Source organism: Thermodesulfobacteriota bacterium (genome assembly GCA_026415035.1).
Lineage (GTDB): Bacteria > Desulfobacterota > BSN033 > BSN033 > UBA1163 > RBG-16-49-23.
Genome location: JAOAHX010000006.1, coordinates 1 through 19,491, shown reverse-complemented (window position 1 = coordinate 19,491; position 19,491 = coordinate 1). Strand labels below are relative to the sequence as shown.

The window sequence follows — 19,491 nt, the reverse complement described above, 5'->3', positions numbered from 1 at the left end:
CGAGAAGGATGAAAAAATTATAGACGACCAAAGAGGAGCTGTCAAAAAGGTTTTTCGATGGGGATCTTATATGGTATATAAAGAATATGATCCGAGGCCTGTGGGTCCTTCTGGGGCTCCTCCTCTCCTTGGCCCAGATCCCCTTCTTCGGTGCGCCGGAGGAGGAGCTCAAAGAGCCTCCCTCTCCGGTCAAAGGCTGGTGGGAGGTGAAGTATTTTGGCGTCCCTCCCACACGGTACGCCCCCGCAGAAAAAGGGATCATCAAGGCGGAAAGCGTTGGAAGTCGTTCCTCCCTCTTCAAGGAGGTTGGCGAGAAGGAAAGACACCTTCCCCTCCTGTCCTGGGGTTGGAAGGTCTCCAATGTCGTCCGCTCTGCGATCGAAACGAGGAAAGACCGCCACGACGCCGCGGCCCGGGTGATCCTCATCTTTGGAAGGGAGAGGCCTTTCAGAAGGTTTGGAATCGGGGAACCCTCGGGTCTGAAGATCGAATATATATGGGCCGCCCATCTCCCCAAAGGACACCTCTTCGACCACCCCGCAGAGAAGCACCGCAAGGTGATGGTCGTTGAATCAGGAGAAGCCAGGGTCGGGCAATGGGTTTATCATCAGCGAGACATCCAAAAAGATTTTAAGACCGCCTTTGGATCCGAACCTCCCCCGCTCCTCGCGATCGGGCTTCAGACCGATACCGACCAGAGCAACGAAATGGTCACGGCCTTCTATGCAGAGCCGAGGTTGAGAAGAAGAACCCTCTCCCCCAAACGCCAAGAGGCAACGGGGCCTCCTCCAAATTGACAGGGGGGGCAAGATATCGTATCTTAAAAACGATCCCAAAATTCAAAGGGGAAGCCTTCTTCCGCCTCAAGGTTGCATTTGGGATGGATACCGGTGAAAACGTTTCTGCCTCTCGTCTCGAAGCCGGTCCGATATCTCGGCCGGGAGATCAACGCCATCCAAAAAGACCCCTCCGAAGTGAAATTGAGGTTCTGCCTCGCCTTCCCCGATGTCTATGAAGTGGGCATGTCCCACCTCGGCCTCCAGATTCTCTATCACGTCCTCAACACGAGAAAAGAGATCGCCTGCGAAAGGGTCTTCGCCCCCTGGACCGACATGGAACGAATCCTGAGGCAGAAGGAGGCGCCCTTGACCTCCTTGGAGTCTTCCCTCCCTCTCCGCCAATTCGACATCCTGGGGTTCTCCCTCCAATATGAGCTCTGCTTCACCAACCTCCTCAACATCCTCGACCTCTCGGGCATCCCCTTCTATTCAAAGGATCGGGATGAGCGTTTCCCCCTCGTCATCGCCGGAGGACCGACGGTCTTCAATCCCGAGCCCGTGGCCGACTTTCTCGATGCCGTCGTCATCGGTGACGGCGAAGAGGTGAGCCTCGAGATCTGCGATCTCGTTCTGACATGGAAAGAGGCGGGGGGGAAAAAGGAGGACCTTCTGAAGGCCCTCTCGAAGGTCAAAGGGGTTTATGTGCCGAGCCTCTCCGGAGAGGAAAAGGTCCAAAAACGGATCGTCCCCGACCTCAACCTCGCTCCCTTTCCCACCTCTCCCATCGTCCCCTATATGCGGGTGGTTCATGACAGGCTCTGCGTGGAGATCGCCCGGGGGTGCAAACGGGGATGTCGATTCTGTGAGGCGGGCTTCATCTATCGCCCTTATCGGGAGAGGGACCCGCAGGAGATTCTGAAGCTCCTTCGGGCTGGCTTGAAAGGGACGGGTTATGAAGAGGTCTCCCTCCTTTCCCTCAGCGCAGGAGACTACTCCTTGATGCCCTCTCTCCTATCGAATCTGATGGACCGGCTCGAGGCCGAGCGGGTGGCCCTCTCCTTTCCATCCTTGAGAATCGAGAGCATCGTCGGCCGCCTCGCAGAGGAAGTCAAACGGGTTCGAAAGACCGGTTTCACCATCGCCCCCGAGGCGGCCACCGAACGGCTCCGGAGGGTGATCAATAAAGAGCTGGATGAAACCGTCCTTTTCCGCGGGATCGAAGAGCTCTTTGGCCTGGGATGGAAGAACCTCAAACTCTACTTCATGATCGGCCTCCCCACAGAGAGGGAGGAAGACCTTCGAGCCATCCTCGATCTTTCTCAAAGGATTTACAGCCGGGGGGAAGGGAGGAAGGTCTCTCCCCAGATCAGCGTCAGCGTCTCCACCTTCGTCCCCAAGCCCCATACCCCCTTCCAGTGGGAGTCGCTCCTTCCCCTCCCAGAGATTCATGCGAAGCTCCGTTATTTAAAGGAGAGCCTCAAGAAGAAACACCTCCGTCTCAAATGGCAAGACCCAAGGCTCAGTCACCTCGAAGGGGTCTTCTCCAGGGGAGACCGGAAACTCTCCAAGGTTCTGGTCGAGGCCCACCGGTTGGGATGCCGTTTCGATGGCTGGAGCGATCAGTTCAGGTTCGACCTCTGGGAGAAGGCCTTTGAGAAGGCCGGGATCGAGATGACCGCCTACACCCGAAAAAAAGAAAGGGAAGAAACGCTACCATGGTCCTTCATCGATACGGGGATCCCGATGGAATTCCTCTGGACGGAGTATCAGAGGGCGTTGCGGGAAGAGGTAAGCCCTCCCTGCCAGGGGAAGCCCTGCCACCGCTGTGGCCTCTGTGACGGAAAGGAGATCCTCCTCCGGGAGGCACCCTCCCTTCCCATCGAACCTTTGAAAAGGGAGGGACGGAGGGAGATCCGAAGGAAGGGGCTTCGGACGAAATTCCGCTTGGCCTTTACGAAAAAGGGGGAGAGCCGTTTCATCAGCCATCTGGAACTGGCCACCCTCTTTTACCGGTCTGCCAGACGGGCCGGCCTCGCCCTCTGCTTTTCCGAGGGATACCATCCGATGCCCAGGATCGTCTTCGAAAAAGCCCTTCCAGTAGGCGTCGAGAGCCTGAGAGAATGGGTGGAGATCGAGCTGGAGGGAAGGATCGCGGCCAAGGAGTTGATGGAAAGGCTCAACCCCCACCTTCCCGAGGGCATCGAAATCCTTGAGGCCAGGGAGGTCCTCTTCCCGACCCCTCCTGCTTCCCTCGGGCCCCAACGAACCGTCTACGAAATCACCCTGAATTCTCTCCTGACGGCCGAAGAGGCCCGATCGAGGCTGAGCAGGGCCTTGCAGAAACAGGAACTCCTCATCCTTCAGGAGAGAAAGGAAAGGGAGCGGAGGATCGATCTTTTGCCCATGATCGAACGGGTAGAGGTGAAGGAGAACCCCGGAACGGAGAAACGGGAGGAGGGCATCGTCATCGAGCTGGTCCTCCGGAGCCATGGGGGGAGAATGGCCAAGCCCGCGGAAGCCCTCGAAGCCCTCTTGGATGTAAAAGGGGAGGCCCTTGCCCGATCCCGGATCGTGAAGATCGAATGACCGGGCGGGTCCCCTTGGGATTCGAACCCCAGGGCCTTAAGGCCGACCCAGGAGTCCCCAATGGCCAACGAACTCATCATCAATGTGACCCCGCAGGAGACGAGGGTGGCCCTCCTCGAAGATCGTGTCCTTGCAGAACTCCATATCGAACGGACCCGGGATCGGGGCATCATCGGAAATATCTATAAAGGGAAGGTCGTCAAAGTCCTACCCGGGATGCAGGCCGCCTTTGTCGACATCGGACTCGAAAGGGCAGCCTTCCTCTACGTCGCTGACGTCTATGCCGGAGTGGATGAGTTTGATGAGATGGCCTTTTTGGGACTTGAGATGGCCAACTCCATCAACCCTTCCACGCAGATCCAGGACCTGCTCTTCGAGGGCCAGGAGATTTTAGTCCAGGTCTCCAAAGAACCCATCGGCACCAAAGGGACCCGGATCACCTCCTACATCACCCTTCCGGGACGGTATCTCGTCTATATGCCCACGGTGGACCATATCGGGGTCTCGAGAAGGATTCGGGATGAAAAGGAACGGAGGCGATTGCGGGAGATCGCCCAATCGATCAAACCCCCTTCCGGCGGGATCATCGTTCGCACCGCCAGCGAGGGAGCCGAGCCCGAGGAGATCCGAAACGACATGGAGTTCCTCCTCCAACTCTGGGGCAACATCCAGAGAAAGAAGGAGATGACCTCGGCTCCGGCCCTCCTTCACAGCGACCTGACCCTGATCCTGAGGATGATCCGGGATCTCCTCTCTCCCCAGATCAGCCGGATCGTCATCGACTCCAAAGAGGAGTACGAAAACATCCTCTCCTTCATCCAAACCTATATGCCCAAACAGCGGTATGAAATCCTTCTCTACAATGAGAAGGAACCCATCTTCGATGCCTACGGTATCGAGATGGAGATCGACAAGCTCCTCGGGCGAAAGGTCTGGCTCAAATCCGGCGGCTACATCGTCATCGACCAAACCGAGGCCATGGTCTCCATCGACGTCAACACGGGCCGGTATGTGGGGAAGAGGAATCTCGCCGACACCATCCTGAAGACGAACCTCGAGGCCGCCAAGGAGATCGCCTATCAGCTGAGGGTCCGCAACATCGGAGGGATCATCATCATCGACTTCATCGATATGGAACGGGAAGGCGACAAGGAGAGGGTCTATCAGGCCCTGGAGGAGGCCATCAAGAAGGACCGTCAGAAGACCACCATCTTCAAGATCTCGGAACTGGGACTGGTGGAGATGACCCGGAAACGGACTCGGGAGAGCCTCCTGAGGGTGCTCGGAGAGCCCTGCCCTTACTGTGAAGGATCGGGGTACGTCAAGTCGAAGGTGACGGTCTGTTACGATATCTTCCGAGAAATCGAGAGGACGGCCTCGGCCTGGGGTGGCCATAGCATCGTGGTCGAGGCGAACCCGGACGTGGCCGATCTCCTCTACGAGGAAGAGCGGGCGAGGGTCGAGGAGCTTGAGAAGAAGCTGAAGAAAAAGATCGTCATCAAGGCCAAACCCGGTTTCCACCAGGAGCAATTCAACATCATCGAGGTCTGAGGAACTCCGACCCGCTCCGGCCCCGAGGGTTTCCTCCAACCCCCACCTTTGTTCATCCCCTGGAGGGATCGATCTTCGCCTTGACAAAGGCCGCCTCTTCTGTATACAGTATACACATTAACGCGGAGGGCGAGCGCCATTCCCCTTCTTGATGAAGAGGTCCCTCTTCGAATCCGAAGGAGGGCCACCGGTCAGCAGTGGTGGCCGAAGACGCCAAGGGCCTTTCCTTGACAAAGCCCAACCCCTCTCCTATAAAGGGGGGGGACGATACCAACCCTTACCGGGAGGATCCCATGAGACTTCCGCCCTTTCAACTCCTGGAGCCCGAAAGCCTCCAAGAAGTCCTCACCCTACTCGAAGCCCGAAAGGAGAAGGCCCAGCTCCTGGCAGGAGGGACCGATCTCTTGAACCGGGTGAGATTGGGGCTGGCCAACCCTGAGACCGTCATCAGCCTCGGAAAAATCCGGGAACTCGAGGGGATCGAGGTGAGGGGGCGCGAGATCATCGTTGGCGCGGCCACCAAATTGAGGGAGATCGTTAAATCCTCCGTCTTGGAGGGGGGTTTTCGAGCCCTTGCGGAGGCCGCTTACCAGGTGGCCTCCCCGACGCTCCAAAACATGGGGACGACCGGAGGAAACCTCCTTCAGAACACCCGTTGTCTCTACTACAATCAGTCGCCCTTGGTCCTCAACGGCCTCGAATCTTGCCACAAAAGGGGGGGGAGCGCCTGCCTCGCGGTCAAAGGGAGCAAACGCTGCTTCAGTGTCTATCAGGGCGATTTGGCCCCGGCCCTTATCGCCTTTGAGGCCCGATGCGTTCTCGAAAAGAGGGGTTCGAGCCGCACGATCCCCGTGGCCGACCTCTTCACCGGCAATGGCCTAACCCCTTTTCGTCTCCAACCGGACGAAGTGCTGACGAAGATCATCCTCCCCCTGCCCGAAGGCCCCTTCGGCTCCGCCTACCAGAAGCTTCGCCTCCGAGGAAGCATCGATTACCCCTTGGTTTCCGTTGCAGCCTTTGTCTCGGCCACGCCTGAGGGGGAGAGGAACCGTTGTTGCCTCGTCCTCGGAGCCGTGGGAGCCGCTCCGAAACGGATGGACGACCTCTCCGGGGAGGTCGATTTCGAAGCTCTGGCCCAGAGGGCCTCGGACCTTGCCGAGGCCATCGACAATCTCCAGATGCCCGGTTCCTACCGAAAAAAGATGGCCGGGGTGCTGGCGAAACGGGCCATGAAAGAGGCCCTTGCCAGAATGAAAGGGGTGGCGTGACATGGTTGAGATGAAAAAGGTGCCCATTCGCCTCACGGTCAATCACGAGGTCTACGATCTCCTCATTGCTTCCCACCGGACCCTCCTCGACGTCCTTCGAAACGACCTCCACCTCACTGGAACCAAGGAGGGCTGCGGAGAAGGGGTATGCGGCTCCTGCACCGTCCTTCTCGATGGCATCCCCGTGCGGTCCTGCCTCACCCTTGCAGCCACCGTCCAAGGGAGGGAGATCACCACGATCGAGGGGCTGCGCGAGGGCGAGCAACTCCACCCCGTCCAGGAGGCCTTCGTCCGTCATCATGCGATCCAGTGCGGCTTCTGCACCCCGGGGATGATCCTCACGGCCTATGCCCTCTTGATGGAGAACCCAAACCCGAGCGAACCCGAGATCCGGCGGGCCATCTCCGGAAACATCTGCCGATGCACCGGTTATGCGAAGATCGTGGAGGCCATCCGGTCTCTGGCCGGTTCAGGGAGGTAGGTTATGGAGCGATTCTCTTACATCGGCAAGGATATGAAGCGGATCGACGCCACCTCCAAGGCGACGGGCGAGGCCCATTTTACAGCGGACCTCTCCCTCCCGAGGATGTTGGTGGGCAAGATCCTCCGATCTCCCCATGCCCATGCCAGGATCGTATCGATCGACACCTCGAAGGCCGAAAGGCTGCCCGGGGTCAAAGCGGTCGTCACCGCAAAGGACACGACCGGCGAGAAGTGGGGGGTCTTCAAATATACCCAGGATCAACAGTTCCTCCCGACGGACAAGGTCCGGTATGTGGGTGAAGAGGTGGCGGCCGTGGCTGCGATCGACGAGGATACCGCCCTTGAGGCGCTCTCGCTCATCGAGGTCACCTATGAGGTGCTCCCCGCGGTCTTCACCATCGAGGAGGCCATGGCCCCTGGCGCGCCCCAGCTCCACGATCTCTATCCCAACAACATCAACATCCACGTCCACATCAATGTGGGCGATGTGGAGAAAGGCTTTGCCCGTTCCTATCTCGTCAGGGAAGACACCTTCACCGCACCGGAGGATTCCTACTTCCAAGGGGAACCCTATGCGGTGGTGGCCCAGTTCGACCATGCGGGCAACCTCGAGATCTGGATGCCCAATGCAGGTCCCCATCTGAAGGCCAAACCCCTCTCCAACGTCCTCAAAATGCCCCTCAACAAGGTGAGGGTCCGCAAGATCACGATCGGCGGCGCCTTCGGAGGCCGCTCCGAGATCTCCCCGGCCGACGTGATCTGCGCCCTGCTGGCGAAGAAATCCCAGAGGCCTGTCAAGATCGTCTATTCCCGGGAGGAGAACACGGTCTGCACGAGACAGGCCCACTCCATGATCACCCGGATCAAAACCGGCGTGGACCGGGAAGGGAGGGTGATCGCCCGCGACATCACCTGCTACATGGATGGAGGGGCCTATAGCTCTACGGGTCCGATCGCCACCTCGGTCCCCTTCCTCTGCATGGAGCAGGCCTACCGCATGGAGAACGTCCGGTACAATGGCTACCGGATCCTGACGAACAAACCGATCCGGGGCATGTTCCGAACCCATGGGAGGGCCTTTGCCTGCGGCGTCGATCTCCAGCTCGATATGCTCGGCGAGCAGCTGGGGATCGATCCGGTGACGATGAGACTCCGAAACGCCCGGCAGGCGGGCGACATGACGCCGACCCGCTCCTATGTATCGAGCTGCGGCCTCACGGAGACGATCCTGCGATCTGCCGAGAAGGCCCGCTGGTCCGAGAAGTTCGGGAAACTGCCCCCTTATCACGGCATCGGCATCGGCTGCAACTCCGTCCAGACCGGATTTCCGATGGGCATCCGGGGAGGCTCCCAGGCCTTCATCAAGCTGAACGAGGACGGCGGCGCCACCGTGATCACCGGGATCGTGGACAACGGTCAGGGCAACGACCACATGGTGGTCCAGATCGTCGCCGAAGAGCTGGGCCTCACCCCGGACGACATCCAGCTCATCAATGCCGATACCGAGGTCACGCCCAGCGATCCCGGGTCGTACTCGATGTGCGAGACCTTCATCGGAGGAAATGCCGTGCGCCTGGCCGCCCAGGACGTGAAGAAGAAACTCTTCAAAATCGTCGCCGAAGAGCTCGGGGTGGCCGAGGAGGAGCTGAGCGCGAAGGACCGAAAGATCTTCGTCACCCGAAATCCCGAACAATCCATCGGCATCGACAAGGCGGTGCGGATGGCCCTTTCCCGAAACGAGTCGGTGAGCGGATCTGGGTCCTACTGGCCCAAGGTGGACTGGAAGCGGGAGTGGGTCAAAAATCCCTACGGTCAGCTCTCGGAGACCTTCTCCTTCGGCACGGTCATCTGCGAGGTCAAGGTCGACCCCGAAACGGGCCAGGTGGAGGTCCTGGAGGTGACGGCCTCTCAGGATGTCGGCTATGCCCTCAATCCGAAGCTGATCGAGGGACAGTTCGAGGGCGGTGTGGCCATGGGAGGACAGGGCGGCATGCTCACGGAGTTCCTCCAGTGGCATGAAGGAAGGGTCTTGAACCCGACCCAGCTCGGCTATCTTCTGCCCCTCGCGATCGACATGCCGAAGATCAACAATATCATCGTCGAGACGATCGATCCCAATGGCCCCTACGGCGCCAAGGAGGCCGGGATGTCGGTGGCGATGAGCGCGGCCCAGGCCTACTGCGGCGCCATCTCCAATGCGGTCGGTTATTACTTCCACGAATTTCCCATCACGCCCGACAAGATCTTGAAAGCGATCGAGGAGAAAAAGAAGGGGGTCGGAGACAAATGAGGGGAATGGAGTAGGAGAAGCCCTGCGAGGAAGGATCCCGCTCAACCCATAGAACAAAACCCCAGACGGAGGACCTCAGCATGAAGGCATTGGTGGTCGGTGGCACAGGAGGCATGGGTCAGGGAGTGGCCCGTGACCTCGTCAAGCAGGACAAGGTGAAACAAGTGATTTTGGGGGACATCAATGTCGATCCCGGCCGGGTGCAGGAGAAACTCCGCACCAGCGATAAGGTCCAGCTCAAAAGGATCGATGTGAATGACCCTCGGGGCATGGTGGAGGCCATCCGAGAGGCCGACGTGGTCATCAACTGTGCCGGCCCTTTCTATAAGACGGCGGTCGCCGTGGCCCGCGCGGCGGTCGAAGCCAAGGTCAACTACATCGATATCTGCGATGATTACGAGGCCACGGAGATCCTCTTCTCCTCCGAGATCGACCAAGCGGCCAGGGCCGCGGGGATCACCGTTCTCACGGGGATGGGCTCCGACCCCGGAACGAACAACGTCCTCGTCAAATACTTCGCCGAACAACTCGACCGGGTGGAGGACATCGCCCTCTTCTGGGTCGTCAGCATTGCGGAGCTCTCGGGAGCGGCCTGGGATCACAGCCTCCACATGACCCTCGGACAGATCCCCCAGTATCTCGATGGGAAACTCGTTTACGTGGAAGGGGGAACGGGAGAGGAGATGGCCGAGTTCCTCGAGCCCCTCGGGGTCTGCAAGGTCCGGTATGTGGGCCATCCCCAGCCCCTCACCATCCCTCGCTACCTCCCAGGGGTCAAGAACGTGGTGATCAAAGGCGCCCTCATCCCAGCCTGGGTCGACGACCTGATCAAGGAGCAGAGGGATACGGGCTTTCTGAGCAAGGAACCGATCGAGGTCAAGGGCGCCAAGGTCGCCCCCTACGACCTCACCCTTCAGCTCTGGGGCACCATCCCCCAGAACCGAGATCGGGGGCCCCAATCCTCGGGCCTGAAGGTGATCGTCAAGGGCGAGCGGCAGGGGAAAGGGGTGACCTATACCGCTGATATGGCGGGCCGAATGGCGCCGGGAACCGGACTTCCCGCCTCGATTGCCGCCCTGATGATGGCCGCAGGCGATGTGACCGTAAAAGGGGTCGTCGCCCCGGAAGGCTGTATCGATCCAAAGAAGTTTCTATCGGCGATGATTCAGAGAGGGGCAAAAATCCACCTGACCGAGACGATCCGGTCGATCCTCTCCCTTTAACCCAATCATGAGCTTGCAAGGAGACGACACCGATGAAGAACGTGGAAAGGTTGAATATCCGTCGAAGTCTGGAACTCTTTGAGGAGGCCAAAACATTGGTGCCGGGCGGGGTCCTCGGCGCCCGCAAACCGAGCGACTTCATCGAGGGCGAATATCCCATCTTCCTCGAATACGGCAAGGGCTGCCGTCTGATCGATGTGGACGGCAACGAGTACATCGACTTTCTCTGCGGCTACGGGCCGATCATCCTGGGCTACCGGGAGGAAGAGGTGGACGAAGCGGTGATCCGACAGATCCGGGAGAAGGGGTTCTGCTTCACCCTCACCCAGAGATACCAGAACGAACTGGCGAAGAAGCTGAGCCAGATCGTCCCCTGCTCCGAGATGTCCATCTTTTTGAAGACCGGCTCCGATGCCACCACGGCCAGCATCCGGATCGCCCGGGCCCACACCAACCGGATCAAGGTGATCCGGTGTGGTTATCACGGTTGGCACGACTGGTGTGTCGAGATGAAAGGCGGGATCCCCCCGAAGTTATACGAGGACGTCTATGAGTTCCGATATAACGATCTCGATCAGCTCGAGGACCTGATGAAACAGCACGGCGATCAGACCGCGGCCATCATCCTGACCCCTTTCGGCCATCCCCTCCACCAGAAGATGGAGGAACCCAAGCCCGGCTTCCTCGAAGGGGTGAGGGCGCTGGCCACGAAATATGGCGCGGTCCTGATCTTCGACGAGATCCGGACGGGCTTCAGGCTTCGTCTCGGAGGGGCCCAGCAGCTTTACGGCGTGACCCCAGATCTGGCCGTCCTCGGAAAGGGGATGGCCAACGGATATGCGATCAGCGTCGTGACCGGAAAGGCCGAGGTCATGATGGCGGCGGCCCAGAAGCTCTTCATCTCCTCCACCTTCTTCCCGAACAGCGACGGGTTCATCGCCGCCCTCAAGACGATCGAGATCCTCGAGCGGGACAAGGTCCTTGATAAGATCTGGGAGAGGGGAGGACGTTTTTTAAAAAAGCTCCAGACCATCGTCGACAAGTATGAGGTCGGAGCCGAATTGAGCGGGGTGGCGCCGATGTTCTTCATCACCTTCAAGCGGGACAAGGCCGAGACCCATCGGGCCAGAAGGGAGACCTTCTACACCCAGCTCATCCGGAGGGGAATCTTCTTCGCCCCCCATCATCACGGATACATCTGTTACCGTCATACCGATCAGGACCTCGACTTCGTGGCCGATGCGATTGACGAGTCCCTCGCTTATCTGAGCCAAAAATTTAAAGTCAGCTTTTGATCGGTCGGAAATCACAGGGAAAACAACCTTCGAGGGGAAAGGACGAGGCCTCCGATGAAAGTCAACAAGATAGATCACATCTGCATTGCCGTCAAAGACCTTGAGGCGGCCCGAAAGATCTGGGAGCCTATCCTCGGAAAGTCCGGGCCCGACGACTCCTATATTGACGAGACGGAAAAGATCAGGGTGGCCCGATACTGGATCGGGGAGGTCGGTTTCGAACTGATGGAATCGACCACACCGGATGGCGAGGTGACGAAGTACATCGAAAAAAAGGGCGAGGGGATGATGGTCCTCAGCCTCAATGTCGACAACACCGAAGAGGCGACCGAGGAGTTGAAGGCAAAAGGCTACCAATTTGTCGGAGGGATGAGGACCTTTCGGAACTGCAAATATACGTTCATCCATCCCAAAACGGTGAACGGCGTGCTCCTGGAGCTGATCGACTATCCCTGGGACGAGTGGAAAAAAGGGTAGGAAGACCGCCGATTCCTTACCCTCCAAAAAGGGGGCCTTTTTTCTTCTCCCCAAGGGCCCCGGCCTTGGGAAGGCAACCCCTGAATGACCCTTTTGCCATGGGAAAAAGTGGCACCTACAGGTTAGCCATCTTCGATCTGGATGGGACGCTTACGAAGGAACGATCCATCTGGGAATATATCCATGTCCGCCTGGGGAAGTGGCATGGCCAGGCCGAGGAGTATCAGAGGCAGTTTTTGGCGGGAAAGATCTCCTACCAGGAATTTTGCGAACGCGATGCCGAGGTCTGGAGAGGGATGAGGGTGGATGAGTTGAGGCGGATCATCCAAACCGTTCCTTTCTACCCTGGGGCTGAAGAATTGATCTCCTATCTGAAGACAAAAGGGTTGAAACTTTCCATCATCTCCTCCGGCCTATCCCTTCTCTCCGACTGGGTCCATCAACGATTCGGTTTTGACTTTTCCGTTGCCAACGAGCTCCTTTTGGAAGATGGGGTCTTAAACGGAAAGGTGAACATCCGGGTCCACTATGACCAGAAGGCGGAGTGGGTGGGGAGGATCCTCACCCGGTTCAATCTCCCTCCCGAAGAGGCCCTTGCCATCGGTGACAGCCACGGCGACCTGGAGATGTTTCAGAGGGTTGGCTTTTCGGTGGCCTTTAACCCTTCCTGTCCCGACCTTGAAAAGATCGCCAGCGTCTCCGTTCGGAGCGAGAACCTGGCCGATGTGATTCCCAAACTTCCCGTTTAACCCAAACCTTCACGGAGGATTGACCCAGACACGTCGAGATGGATTGGGAATTGCAATTCATGCGTTGGGCCAACGGGTGGTGGAGCAGCCCGCTACTCGATCATCTCCTTCCTTGGCTCACCCATCTCGGGAGCCATCTTGCCGTCATCGCCCTTCTGGGGCTCAGCCTGGTCCTCCCCAGACAGAGAAAGGCCTTTCCCCATCTCCTCTCCCTTTATGGGATCCAGTTGGTCGTGATCTATGGTCTGAAGTTTCTCGTCCAGCGCCAGAGGCCCCTTCATTTCCTGCCAGAGATCGGTTCGAAACTATCCTTCGGTCCAGGAGAGATCCTCGACCCCAGTTTTCCCAGTGCCCATTCCGCTTTAGGCTTTATGATGGCGGCCTTCTTTTCCCAGAGGTATCCTCGATACGCGATCGTTTTTTATATCTTGGCGGGATTCATCGCATGGAGCCGCCTCTATCTGGGGCTCCATTACCCTACCGATATCCTGGCCGGAGTCTTGCTGGGTTACGGAATTTCGAAGGGGCTCTTTTATTATCTAAAAAGAAAGGGGAAGGAGATTTATCGATCGGAGAACGGGCCTTCGTAGGAGAGAAGGGCCTTCCTCTGTCGATAGGTCTTCTCCAATTCGATCAGTTTTTCACCGAATTCGAGGGTGTGTCGCCTCATCGCCTCATAAGCCTCTTCAGGATTTCCTGAAAAAACGGCCTCTGCCACCTTTCGATGCATCCCTGCAGGGTGAATGAAACGGGGCCCCACATCCACTCCCAAGACCAAATTTTTGGTCAACTTCAAGAGGGACCTTACGATGGCCTCGAAGAACCGGTTGCCCGCCATCTCGGCCAGGATGAAATGGAAGTTCTGTTTGATCTCGACATCGTGAAGTAAGGAGGTGGGAGGGAGTTCTTCCAGCTCAAGGGCCTCTCTCAATCTCTGAATTGAGGTCGGATTGATGTTCTGGGTGGCAAGCCGGGCGACCTCCGGTTCGATGAGGAGGCGAACCTGTAACATCTCGGGGATGGAGATCTTGTCGGCCAAGAAGAGGTCGAGAAAGGCATTGCCCAGGTGTTCAAAGGTGAGATCCGTTACAAAGGCTCCGCCATTGATTCCCTGTCGGGTCTCGATGAAACCCGATAACTCCAGGGCTCGGAGGGCCTCCCGGATCGCCATCCGGCTCACCCTGAACTCCTCGGCAAGCTCCCTTTCCGAGGGCAACCGTTCGCCCGCCTTGAACTGGCCGAGAAGGATGGAATTTTTGATCTGGTTGATCACCCCTTCTGAAACCCTTGACTGTTTAACAGGGTTAAATTTGGCTGTCATTGGTAGCAATCATACTACAAATGGGAACTTTTTGCAAAATAATATTGACAAATATTTAAAAATGATATAAATATTAGACCATTCTTTCGGAGGGCGCCTCGAAATTAAAAAAATATTTTATAAATTCAATGGGTTAAAATACTATGAGGTTTAGCCATGAGAGGAGTTAAATGAACCTTGCCTCCAACCTCGAAAGATCTGCCTTCTTCTTTCCGGAAAGGCCCGCCGTATGTGAAAATGATCAAACCATCACCTATAAACAGCTCAATGAGAGGGCCAATAGAATCGCAACAGCCCTTTTGAAAATGGGGGTTAAACCTGGGGATTTCGTTGGCCTTCTCTTCCCCAATTCGACCGATTGGATCGCGGTCTATTTCGGGGTATTAAAGGCTGGCGCGGTCGCCATCACCTATTCGAGCCTTCTAAGAGGAAACGAACTCTCCCTTTTGGTAGGCCATTCGAGACCAAAAATCCTATTCACCTACGACGAGAAACTGGATGAACTTTATAGATTAAGAGAGACCATCGGGTTGGAAAAGATCGTTTCACCCAATGGAGACCTCTCTTTGTCCCGGTTGACGGAATCGGGTTCTTCGGACTTCAAAGCCATCGACCGAGACCGGACGGATACGGCCGCCATCCTCTATACGGGAGGGACAACGGGCACCCCGAAAGGGGCCATGCTCACCCATGAAGGGATCGGCTTCTCCAGTTTCAGCATCGCCCACTTCGAGCGCAATACCGAAAACGACCGGGCCCTATGTTTCATGCCCTTCAACCACGTCTTCGGTCAAATCCATATTATGAACGCCACCATCCTTTCCGGGGGGTGTTTGGAAATCCTTCCCTCCTTCGATCTTGGAAGGACCCTTGAGCTGATGGCCGCCGGTCGGGTCACCAAATTCTTTGCCGTGCCCACCGTCTATGTCCGCCTCCTCGGCGTGAGCGACCTGAGCGAAAAATTGGGCAGACTTCGATACTGCTTCTCTGCCGCCGCTTCTCTCCCCAGGGAGATCGTCAAACAGTGGAAAGAACGGACGGGAATCAAAATCTGCGAATCTTATGGCATGACCGAAGGGATGCCCGTGACCTACAATCATTATTACCCCGACTGGCATGTCGTGGGTTCGGTGGGACAGCCGATCCATGGGGTTGAAGTCCAGATCCGCGACACCGAAGGTCATTTGGTGGAGCGAGGACGCGAGGGCGAGATCTGTTTCCGTGGGCCCATTGTGATGAAAGGCTACCTGAACAATCCGGAGGGGAACCTCGCCGCCTTTTGGGAGGGGGGATGGCTCCGATCGGGCGATATCGGCCTCTTCGATGAAAATGGCTATTTGTATATTGTCGATCGTCTCAAGGATATGATCATCACGGGAGGGGAGAACGTCTATCCGCGAGAGGTTGAAGAGGTGCTCTACACTCGCCCTGAGATTCAGGAGTGCGCTGTGGTGGGCTTGCCGGATAAAGAATGGGGCGAGCGGGTGACCGCCTTTATCGTCCCCAAACCTGGGCAGACCGTTTCACCCGATGAGCTCAAACTCTTCTTGAAATCTCGCCTCTCTCCTTTTAAAGTCCCGAAGGAATACATCCTGGTTCAAGAGATGCCGAAAAGCCCGGCGGGAAAGATTCTGAAAAGGGAGTTGAAGAGGCAATTTCTCGAAAAGAGATGAGGATTCATCTCTACTCCGGGCTTGAGACCTCGATCTCCTCCCAAGGGGTATCATAGCTCGAAGCAAACGATCTTTTAAGGAGGTGATGCACCCTCGACAACGAAATAACGGAATGGTTCGAAAACCCAAGGATTGGCCACGATGTTCTTCCAAAGAGGATTTACACCCAACGATCGGCACCAAAGACCACAAAGGAGGTGGAAAGGATGAATAAAAGCACCTTAGGAATCTTCGCTGCTCTACTTTTAGTCGCCCTCCTCTCTGGCGGTTATCTGAAAACGGCAGACGCCCTGGAGCTCCGAATCAGCCATATGGCCCCTGCAGGCTCGATGTACGACAAGCAGATCACGGCCTGGGCCAAGAAGATCGAGGAGGAGAGCAAGGGCCGTTTGACCTTCCGGATCTTTCCCGGAGGCACCCTGATTGGTCCCTTTGTGACCTATGACGGGATCGAAAAGGGTGTGGCAGATATCGGCGCCAGCTACCGGTATGCCAGGGCAGGGGCCGAGCTGACCGGAATGATCTCCATGTTCTTGGCCGGCCTGCCGGATGCCACCACAGCCTCCCGGATCACCTTGGAGGTCTGGAAAAAGTTTCCCGAATTCCGAAAGGAATGGGAGAGCGTCAAGGTCTTATGGACCCATGCCTCCGGGCCAGCGGTGGTGGCCACCACCAAACCGGTCCGGGTCATGGCCGACCTCAAAGGGCTCTCCTTGAGATCCCCTGTTCCCGAAGCCTCCGATGCGTTGAAAGAATTGGGGGGTACCCCGGTCAGCATGACCAGTGCGGACATGGTCATCGGCATCCAGAAGGGGACGGTCCACGGCGGTCTGGTCTTTAAAGAAGCCATCGAATCTTTTAAGATCCCCATCAAGTATGTCACGGAATTCGGGATGTACTGTTCAAGCAACTGGTTCATGGTGATGAACTGGGACAGCTGGAAGAAGATTCCGCCGGACCTACAGAAGATCATCGATGCCAGCCTCGAATGGGGAAGAAGCGAATCGATCAAGGCCTTCGATGCGGCCGATGCCTCTGCCGTGAATTATGCGAAAGGCCAGGGGGTGGAGTTTATCAAGCTGGCTCCTGCGGAAGAAGCGGCCTGGTTCGCCAAGGTGGATGCAAGCAACCGGAGACATGCGGCAGCCCTGGATGCCAAGGGGTACCCGGCGACCAAGGTGCTGGAGTTTATCAACAGCATCAGGAAGTAGGAGCAATCCCCTCCTGACGGGTTCGCCTCCGACCCCATTCCGGGGAGGGGGCGAACCCTTACCTGATCTGGGCGAGGATTAACCGATGGCTTCTCCCTCAAAGTTTACGTTTAAAAAGATTCCCCTCTTCGTCTCCTCCGTCTCCCTTGTCGTGATGATGTTGGTCACGGTGGTCCACGTCATCGGCCGACTCTTCTTCGCCTCTCCTTTGTATGGGGGCGTGGAGATCATTAGCCTCGCGGGAATCTTTCTCATCTCCTTTGCGTTAAGCTACACCCAGGCGGAGCGTTCCCACATCATTATCGAGATCCTGATCCACAGGCTTCCCAAACGAGCCCGGTCGGTCTTCATGATCTTCTCCCTCCTGATCAGCTCTGCGGCCGTCATGCTTCTGGGATGGGGGGCGCTGCTTTATACCTACGACGCTGTCATCAAGCGGGGTTCGAAAACCCCTATTCTTCACCTTCCAGCTGCGCCTTTCAGGGTGATCTTGGTTTTGGGATGTCTCCTTCTCTTGGGCTATTTTGCCCTTCATCTGGTGGAGACCTTCAAGACCTTACTGAGGAAGGAGGTTGATTAGAACGCCATGAGCCCGTTCCTCTGCGGTATCTTAGGGATAATCGTCATCCTCCTTCTCCTGCTGCTGGGAGTCCCCATCGGCGCAGCCATGATGTTGGTGGGCTTTCTCGGGTTCGCCTACCTCACGACCCTTAAGGCGGCCTTCAATGTCCTGGGAACGGTCTCCTATGGGCTGATCTCCAATTATGACTGGTTGGTCCTTCCGCTCTTCCTCCTCATGGGGACGGTCCTGTTCCGGGCAGGTCTTGGGCAGAGCCTTTTCAGGTTGGCCTATAGTATCTTCGGCCGATTGCCCGGGGGCCTGGCCATCGCCGCCCTCGGAGCCTGCAGCATCTTCTCGGCAGTGAGCGCCTCGAGCATCGCCACGGCCGCAACCATCGGGACCTCGGCCATCCCCGCCATGCGAAGTTACAAATATGATACGAGCCTGGCCACGGGCTGCATCGCCGCAGGGGGAACCCTGGGATTTCTCATCCCGCCCAGCACCATCATGATCATCTACGGGATTCTTACCGAGACCTCTATCGTGAAGCTCTTCACTGCGGGCATCGTCCCCGGGATCATCCTGAGCCTCATGTTCATGGCGATGGTCTACGGTCGGGTACGGCTCAATCCCTCGATTGCCCCTCGTGGAGAGAAGACCACCTTCAAAGAAAAATTGAGTGCCGCCGCTGAATGTGGAGAGATGTTAATCCTGATCGTGCTGGTGCTCGGTGGGTTGATCATCGGATGGTTTACCCCTACAGAAGCAGGAGCCATAGCCGCTTTTGGTGCAATCGTCTTATCTCTCATCAGAAAGAAAATCAACTGGCAGGGGCTCAAGGATAGCGTCACGGATGCTGTGAAAACGACAGGAATGATCTTCTTCTGCGCCCTCGGCGCCTTCATCCTCATCCCCTTCTTCGCGGTGAGCACGATCCCCATGGAGCTGGCCAATTACATCGTGGGGCTGGGCATCCATCCCGTCCTGGTGATGGGCTGTATCATCCTCCTCTATATCATCCTCGGCTGTTTCATCGATACGATGGCCATGGTCCTTTTGACGGTCCCCATCTTCTTCCCCGTGGTCAAAAACCTCGGCTTCGATCCCATCTGGTTCGGCATCCTGATCGTCCTCCTGGTGGAGATGGCCATGATCACCCCGCCCATCGGGATGAACGTCTACATCATCGCCGGCGTGGCCAAAGACGTTCCCATGGAGACCATCTTCAAGGGGATCTTTCCCTTCTGCCTGACGATCCTGGCCTTCGTGATCCTTCTGGTGGCCTTTCCCCAGATCGCCCTCTTCCTGCCCGCTGTGATCAAGTGAAGATCGTCCCTCCAAGGAATTCGAACCCCCCAACGTTCAGGAGGGAGAAACCGATGGTCAAAAAGCTCCTCCAAGAATTATGCCGTTATAAGATCGGCACCTATGCCGACGTCCTTTACCGGAATGCGCTTCTGTACCCGGACAAAGAGGCCTTCGTCTACGGTCCGAAAAGGGTCACCTTTTCGGCCTTCAATGCCAAGGTGAACCGGCTCGTCCATGCCCTTCAAGCGATGGGGCTGAAGAAGGGCGATGGCATCGGCCTCCTCTCCTGGAATTGCCTCGAGGTCACGGAAATCAACGGCGCGGCCATGAAAGGCGGATTCATCGCCGTGCCCTTCAGCCCCAGGCTCCAGGCGGGGGAGCTCATTGAGGTCATCACCGATTCTGGGGTCAAGATCCTCTTCGTAGGAAAGGAACTCATCCCCTTGGTGAATTCCCTGAAAGAGCGCCTTCCCGATATCGGACAGTTCATCTCCCTTGAAGAGAAGGTTCCGGAGATGACCTTTTACGACGATCTTCTCGCCCGATTTACGGAAACGGAGCCGGAGACCGATGTGGATGAAAACGACCCCTTCATTATCTTTTACACGAGCGGCACCACCGGCACCCCTCGAGGGGCCCTCTACACCCACAATAAGAAGATCGAAGAGGCGAGGACGAAGATCCTGACCGCAGGCCTGAGGCATCAAGATAAACA

The 19,491-nt window shown here is 57.1% G+C and carries 17 protein-coding genes; 16 read left to right on the top strand and 1 reads right to left on the bottom strand.

The annotated features are described in order from the left end of the window. The first annotated feature begins 86 nt into the window (after positions 1–86). From N3G78_05310 to N3G78_05260, 11 genes are all read left to right on the top strand, one after another. Positions 87–797 (top strand): DUF3047 domain-containing protein, encoded by a 711-nt coding sequence (locus N3G78_05310; protein ID MCX8117335.1) that lies wholly within the window; start codon positions 87–89, stop codon positions 795–797. 93 nt (positions 798–890) lie between these two features. After that, positions 891–3,365, top strand: a complete 2,475-nt coding sequence (locus N3G78_05305; protein ID MCX8117334.1) for a TIGR03936 family radical SAM-associated protein — start codon at positions 891–893, stop codon at positions 3,363–3,365. A 60-nt stretch (positions 3,366–3,425) separates the two neighbouring features. Next, the gene (gene rng, locus N3G78_05300; GenBank protein MCX8117333.1) at positions 3,426–4,916 is read left to right on the top strand and encodes a ribonuclease G; all 1,491 of its coding nucleotides are present in this window, start codon (positions 3,426–3,428) and stop codon (positions 4,914–4,916) included. Between the two features lie 293 nt (positions 4,917–5,209). Beyond that, positions 5,210–6,184, top strand: coding sequence for an FAD binding domain-containing protein (locus N3G78_05295; protein ID MCX8117332.1), 975 nt, complete (start codon positions 5,210–5,212; stop codon positions 6,182–6,184). Positions 6,185–6,194: 10 nt separating this feature from the next. Continuing rightward, positions 6,195–6,665: a (2Fe-2S)-binding protein gene (locus N3G78_05290; protein ID MCX8117331.1), complete on the top strand. Its 471-nt coding sequence runs from the start codon at positions 6,195–6,197 to the stop codon at positions 6,663–6,665. 3 nt (positions 6,666–6,668) lie between these two features. Next, on the top strand, positions 6,669–8,957 hold the full coding sequence (locus N3G78_05285; GenBank protein MCX8117330.1) for a xanthine dehydrogenase family protein molybdopterin-binding subunit: 2,289 nt from the start codon (positions 6,669–6,671) through the stop codon (positions 8,955–8,957). Positions 8,958–9,037: 80 nt separating this feature from the next. Then, entirely contained in the window at positions 9,038–10,180 is a 1,143-nt protein-coding gene (locus N3G78_05280) for a saccharopine dehydrogenase NADP-binding domain-containing protein (GenBank protein MCX8117329.1), read from the top strand. Between the two features lie 32 nt (positions 10,181–10,212). Next, positions 10,213–11,475: an aminotransferase class III-fold pyridoxal phosphate-dependent enzyme gene (locus N3G78_05275; GenBank protein MCX8117328.1), complete on the top strand. Its 1,263-nt coding sequence runs from the start codon at positions 10,213–10,215 to the stop codon at positions 11,473–11,475. A 54-nt stretch (positions 11,476–11,529) separates the two neighbouring features. Beyond that, complete coding sequence (locus N3G78_05270) at positions 11,530–11,952, top strand: VOC family protein (protein MCX8117327.1); 423 nt, start codon at positions 11,530–11,532, stop codon at positions 11,950–11,952. A 98-nt stretch (positions 11,953–12,050) separates the two neighbouring features. Continuing rightward, positions 12,051–12,701, top strand: coding sequence for an HAD family phosphatase (locus N3G78_05265; protein ID MCX8117326.1), 651 nt, complete (start codon positions 12,051–12,053; stop codon positions 12,699–12,701). 38 nt (positions 12,702–12,739) lie between these two features. Beyond that, positions 12,740–13,291, top strand: coding sequence for a phosphatase PAP2 family protein (locus N3G78_05260; protein MCX8117325.1), 552 nt, complete (start codon positions 12,740–12,742; stop codon positions 13,289–13,291). Here N3G78_05260 and N3G78_05255 read toward each other — a convergent pair. Further along, on the bottom strand, positions 13,264–14,022 hold the full coding sequence (locus tag N3G78_05255) for a FadR family transcriptional regulator (protein MCX8117324.1): 759 nt from the start codon (positions 14,020–14,022) through the stop codon (positions 13,264–13,266). The genes N3G78_05260 and N3G78_05255 overlap by 28 nt on opposite strands. 170 nt (positions 14,023–14,192) lie before the next feature. On the opposite strand from N3G78_05255, the gene N3G78_05250 reads away from it, so the two are divergent. The 5 genes from N3G78_05250 to N3G78_05230 all read left to right on the top strand — a co-directional run. Next, entirely contained in the window at positions 14,193–15,695 is a 1,503-nt protein-coding gene (locus tag N3G78_05250) for an AMP-binding protein (protein MCX8117323.1), read from the top strand. Between the two features lie 206 nt (positions 15,696–15,901). Then, a complete protein-coding gene (gene dctP, locus N3G78_05245; GenBank protein ID MCX8117322.1) occupies positions 15,902–16,906 on the top strand; it encodes a TRAP transporter substrate-binding protein DctP in 1,005 nt (334 codons plus the stop codon). A gap of 85 nt (positions 16,907–16,991) precedes the next feature. Then, entirely contained in the window at positions 16,992–17,486 is a 495-nt protein-coding gene (locus tag N3G78_05240; protein ID MCX8117321.1) for a TRAP transporter small permease, read from the top strand. A gap of 6 nt (positions 17,487–17,492) precedes the next feature. After that, on the top strand, positions 17,493–18,794 hold the full coding sequence (locus N3G78_05235) for a TRAP transporter large permease (GenBank protein MCX8117320.1): 1,302 nt from the start codon (positions 17,493–17,495) through the stop codon (positions 18,792–18,794). A 53-nt stretch (positions 18,795–18,847) separates the two neighbouring features. Continuing rightward, positions 18,848–19,491, top strand: a 644-nt coding sequence (locus tag N3G78_05230) for an AMP-binding protein (GenBank protein ID MCX8117319.1), incomplete at its 3' end; no start/stop codon positions are given.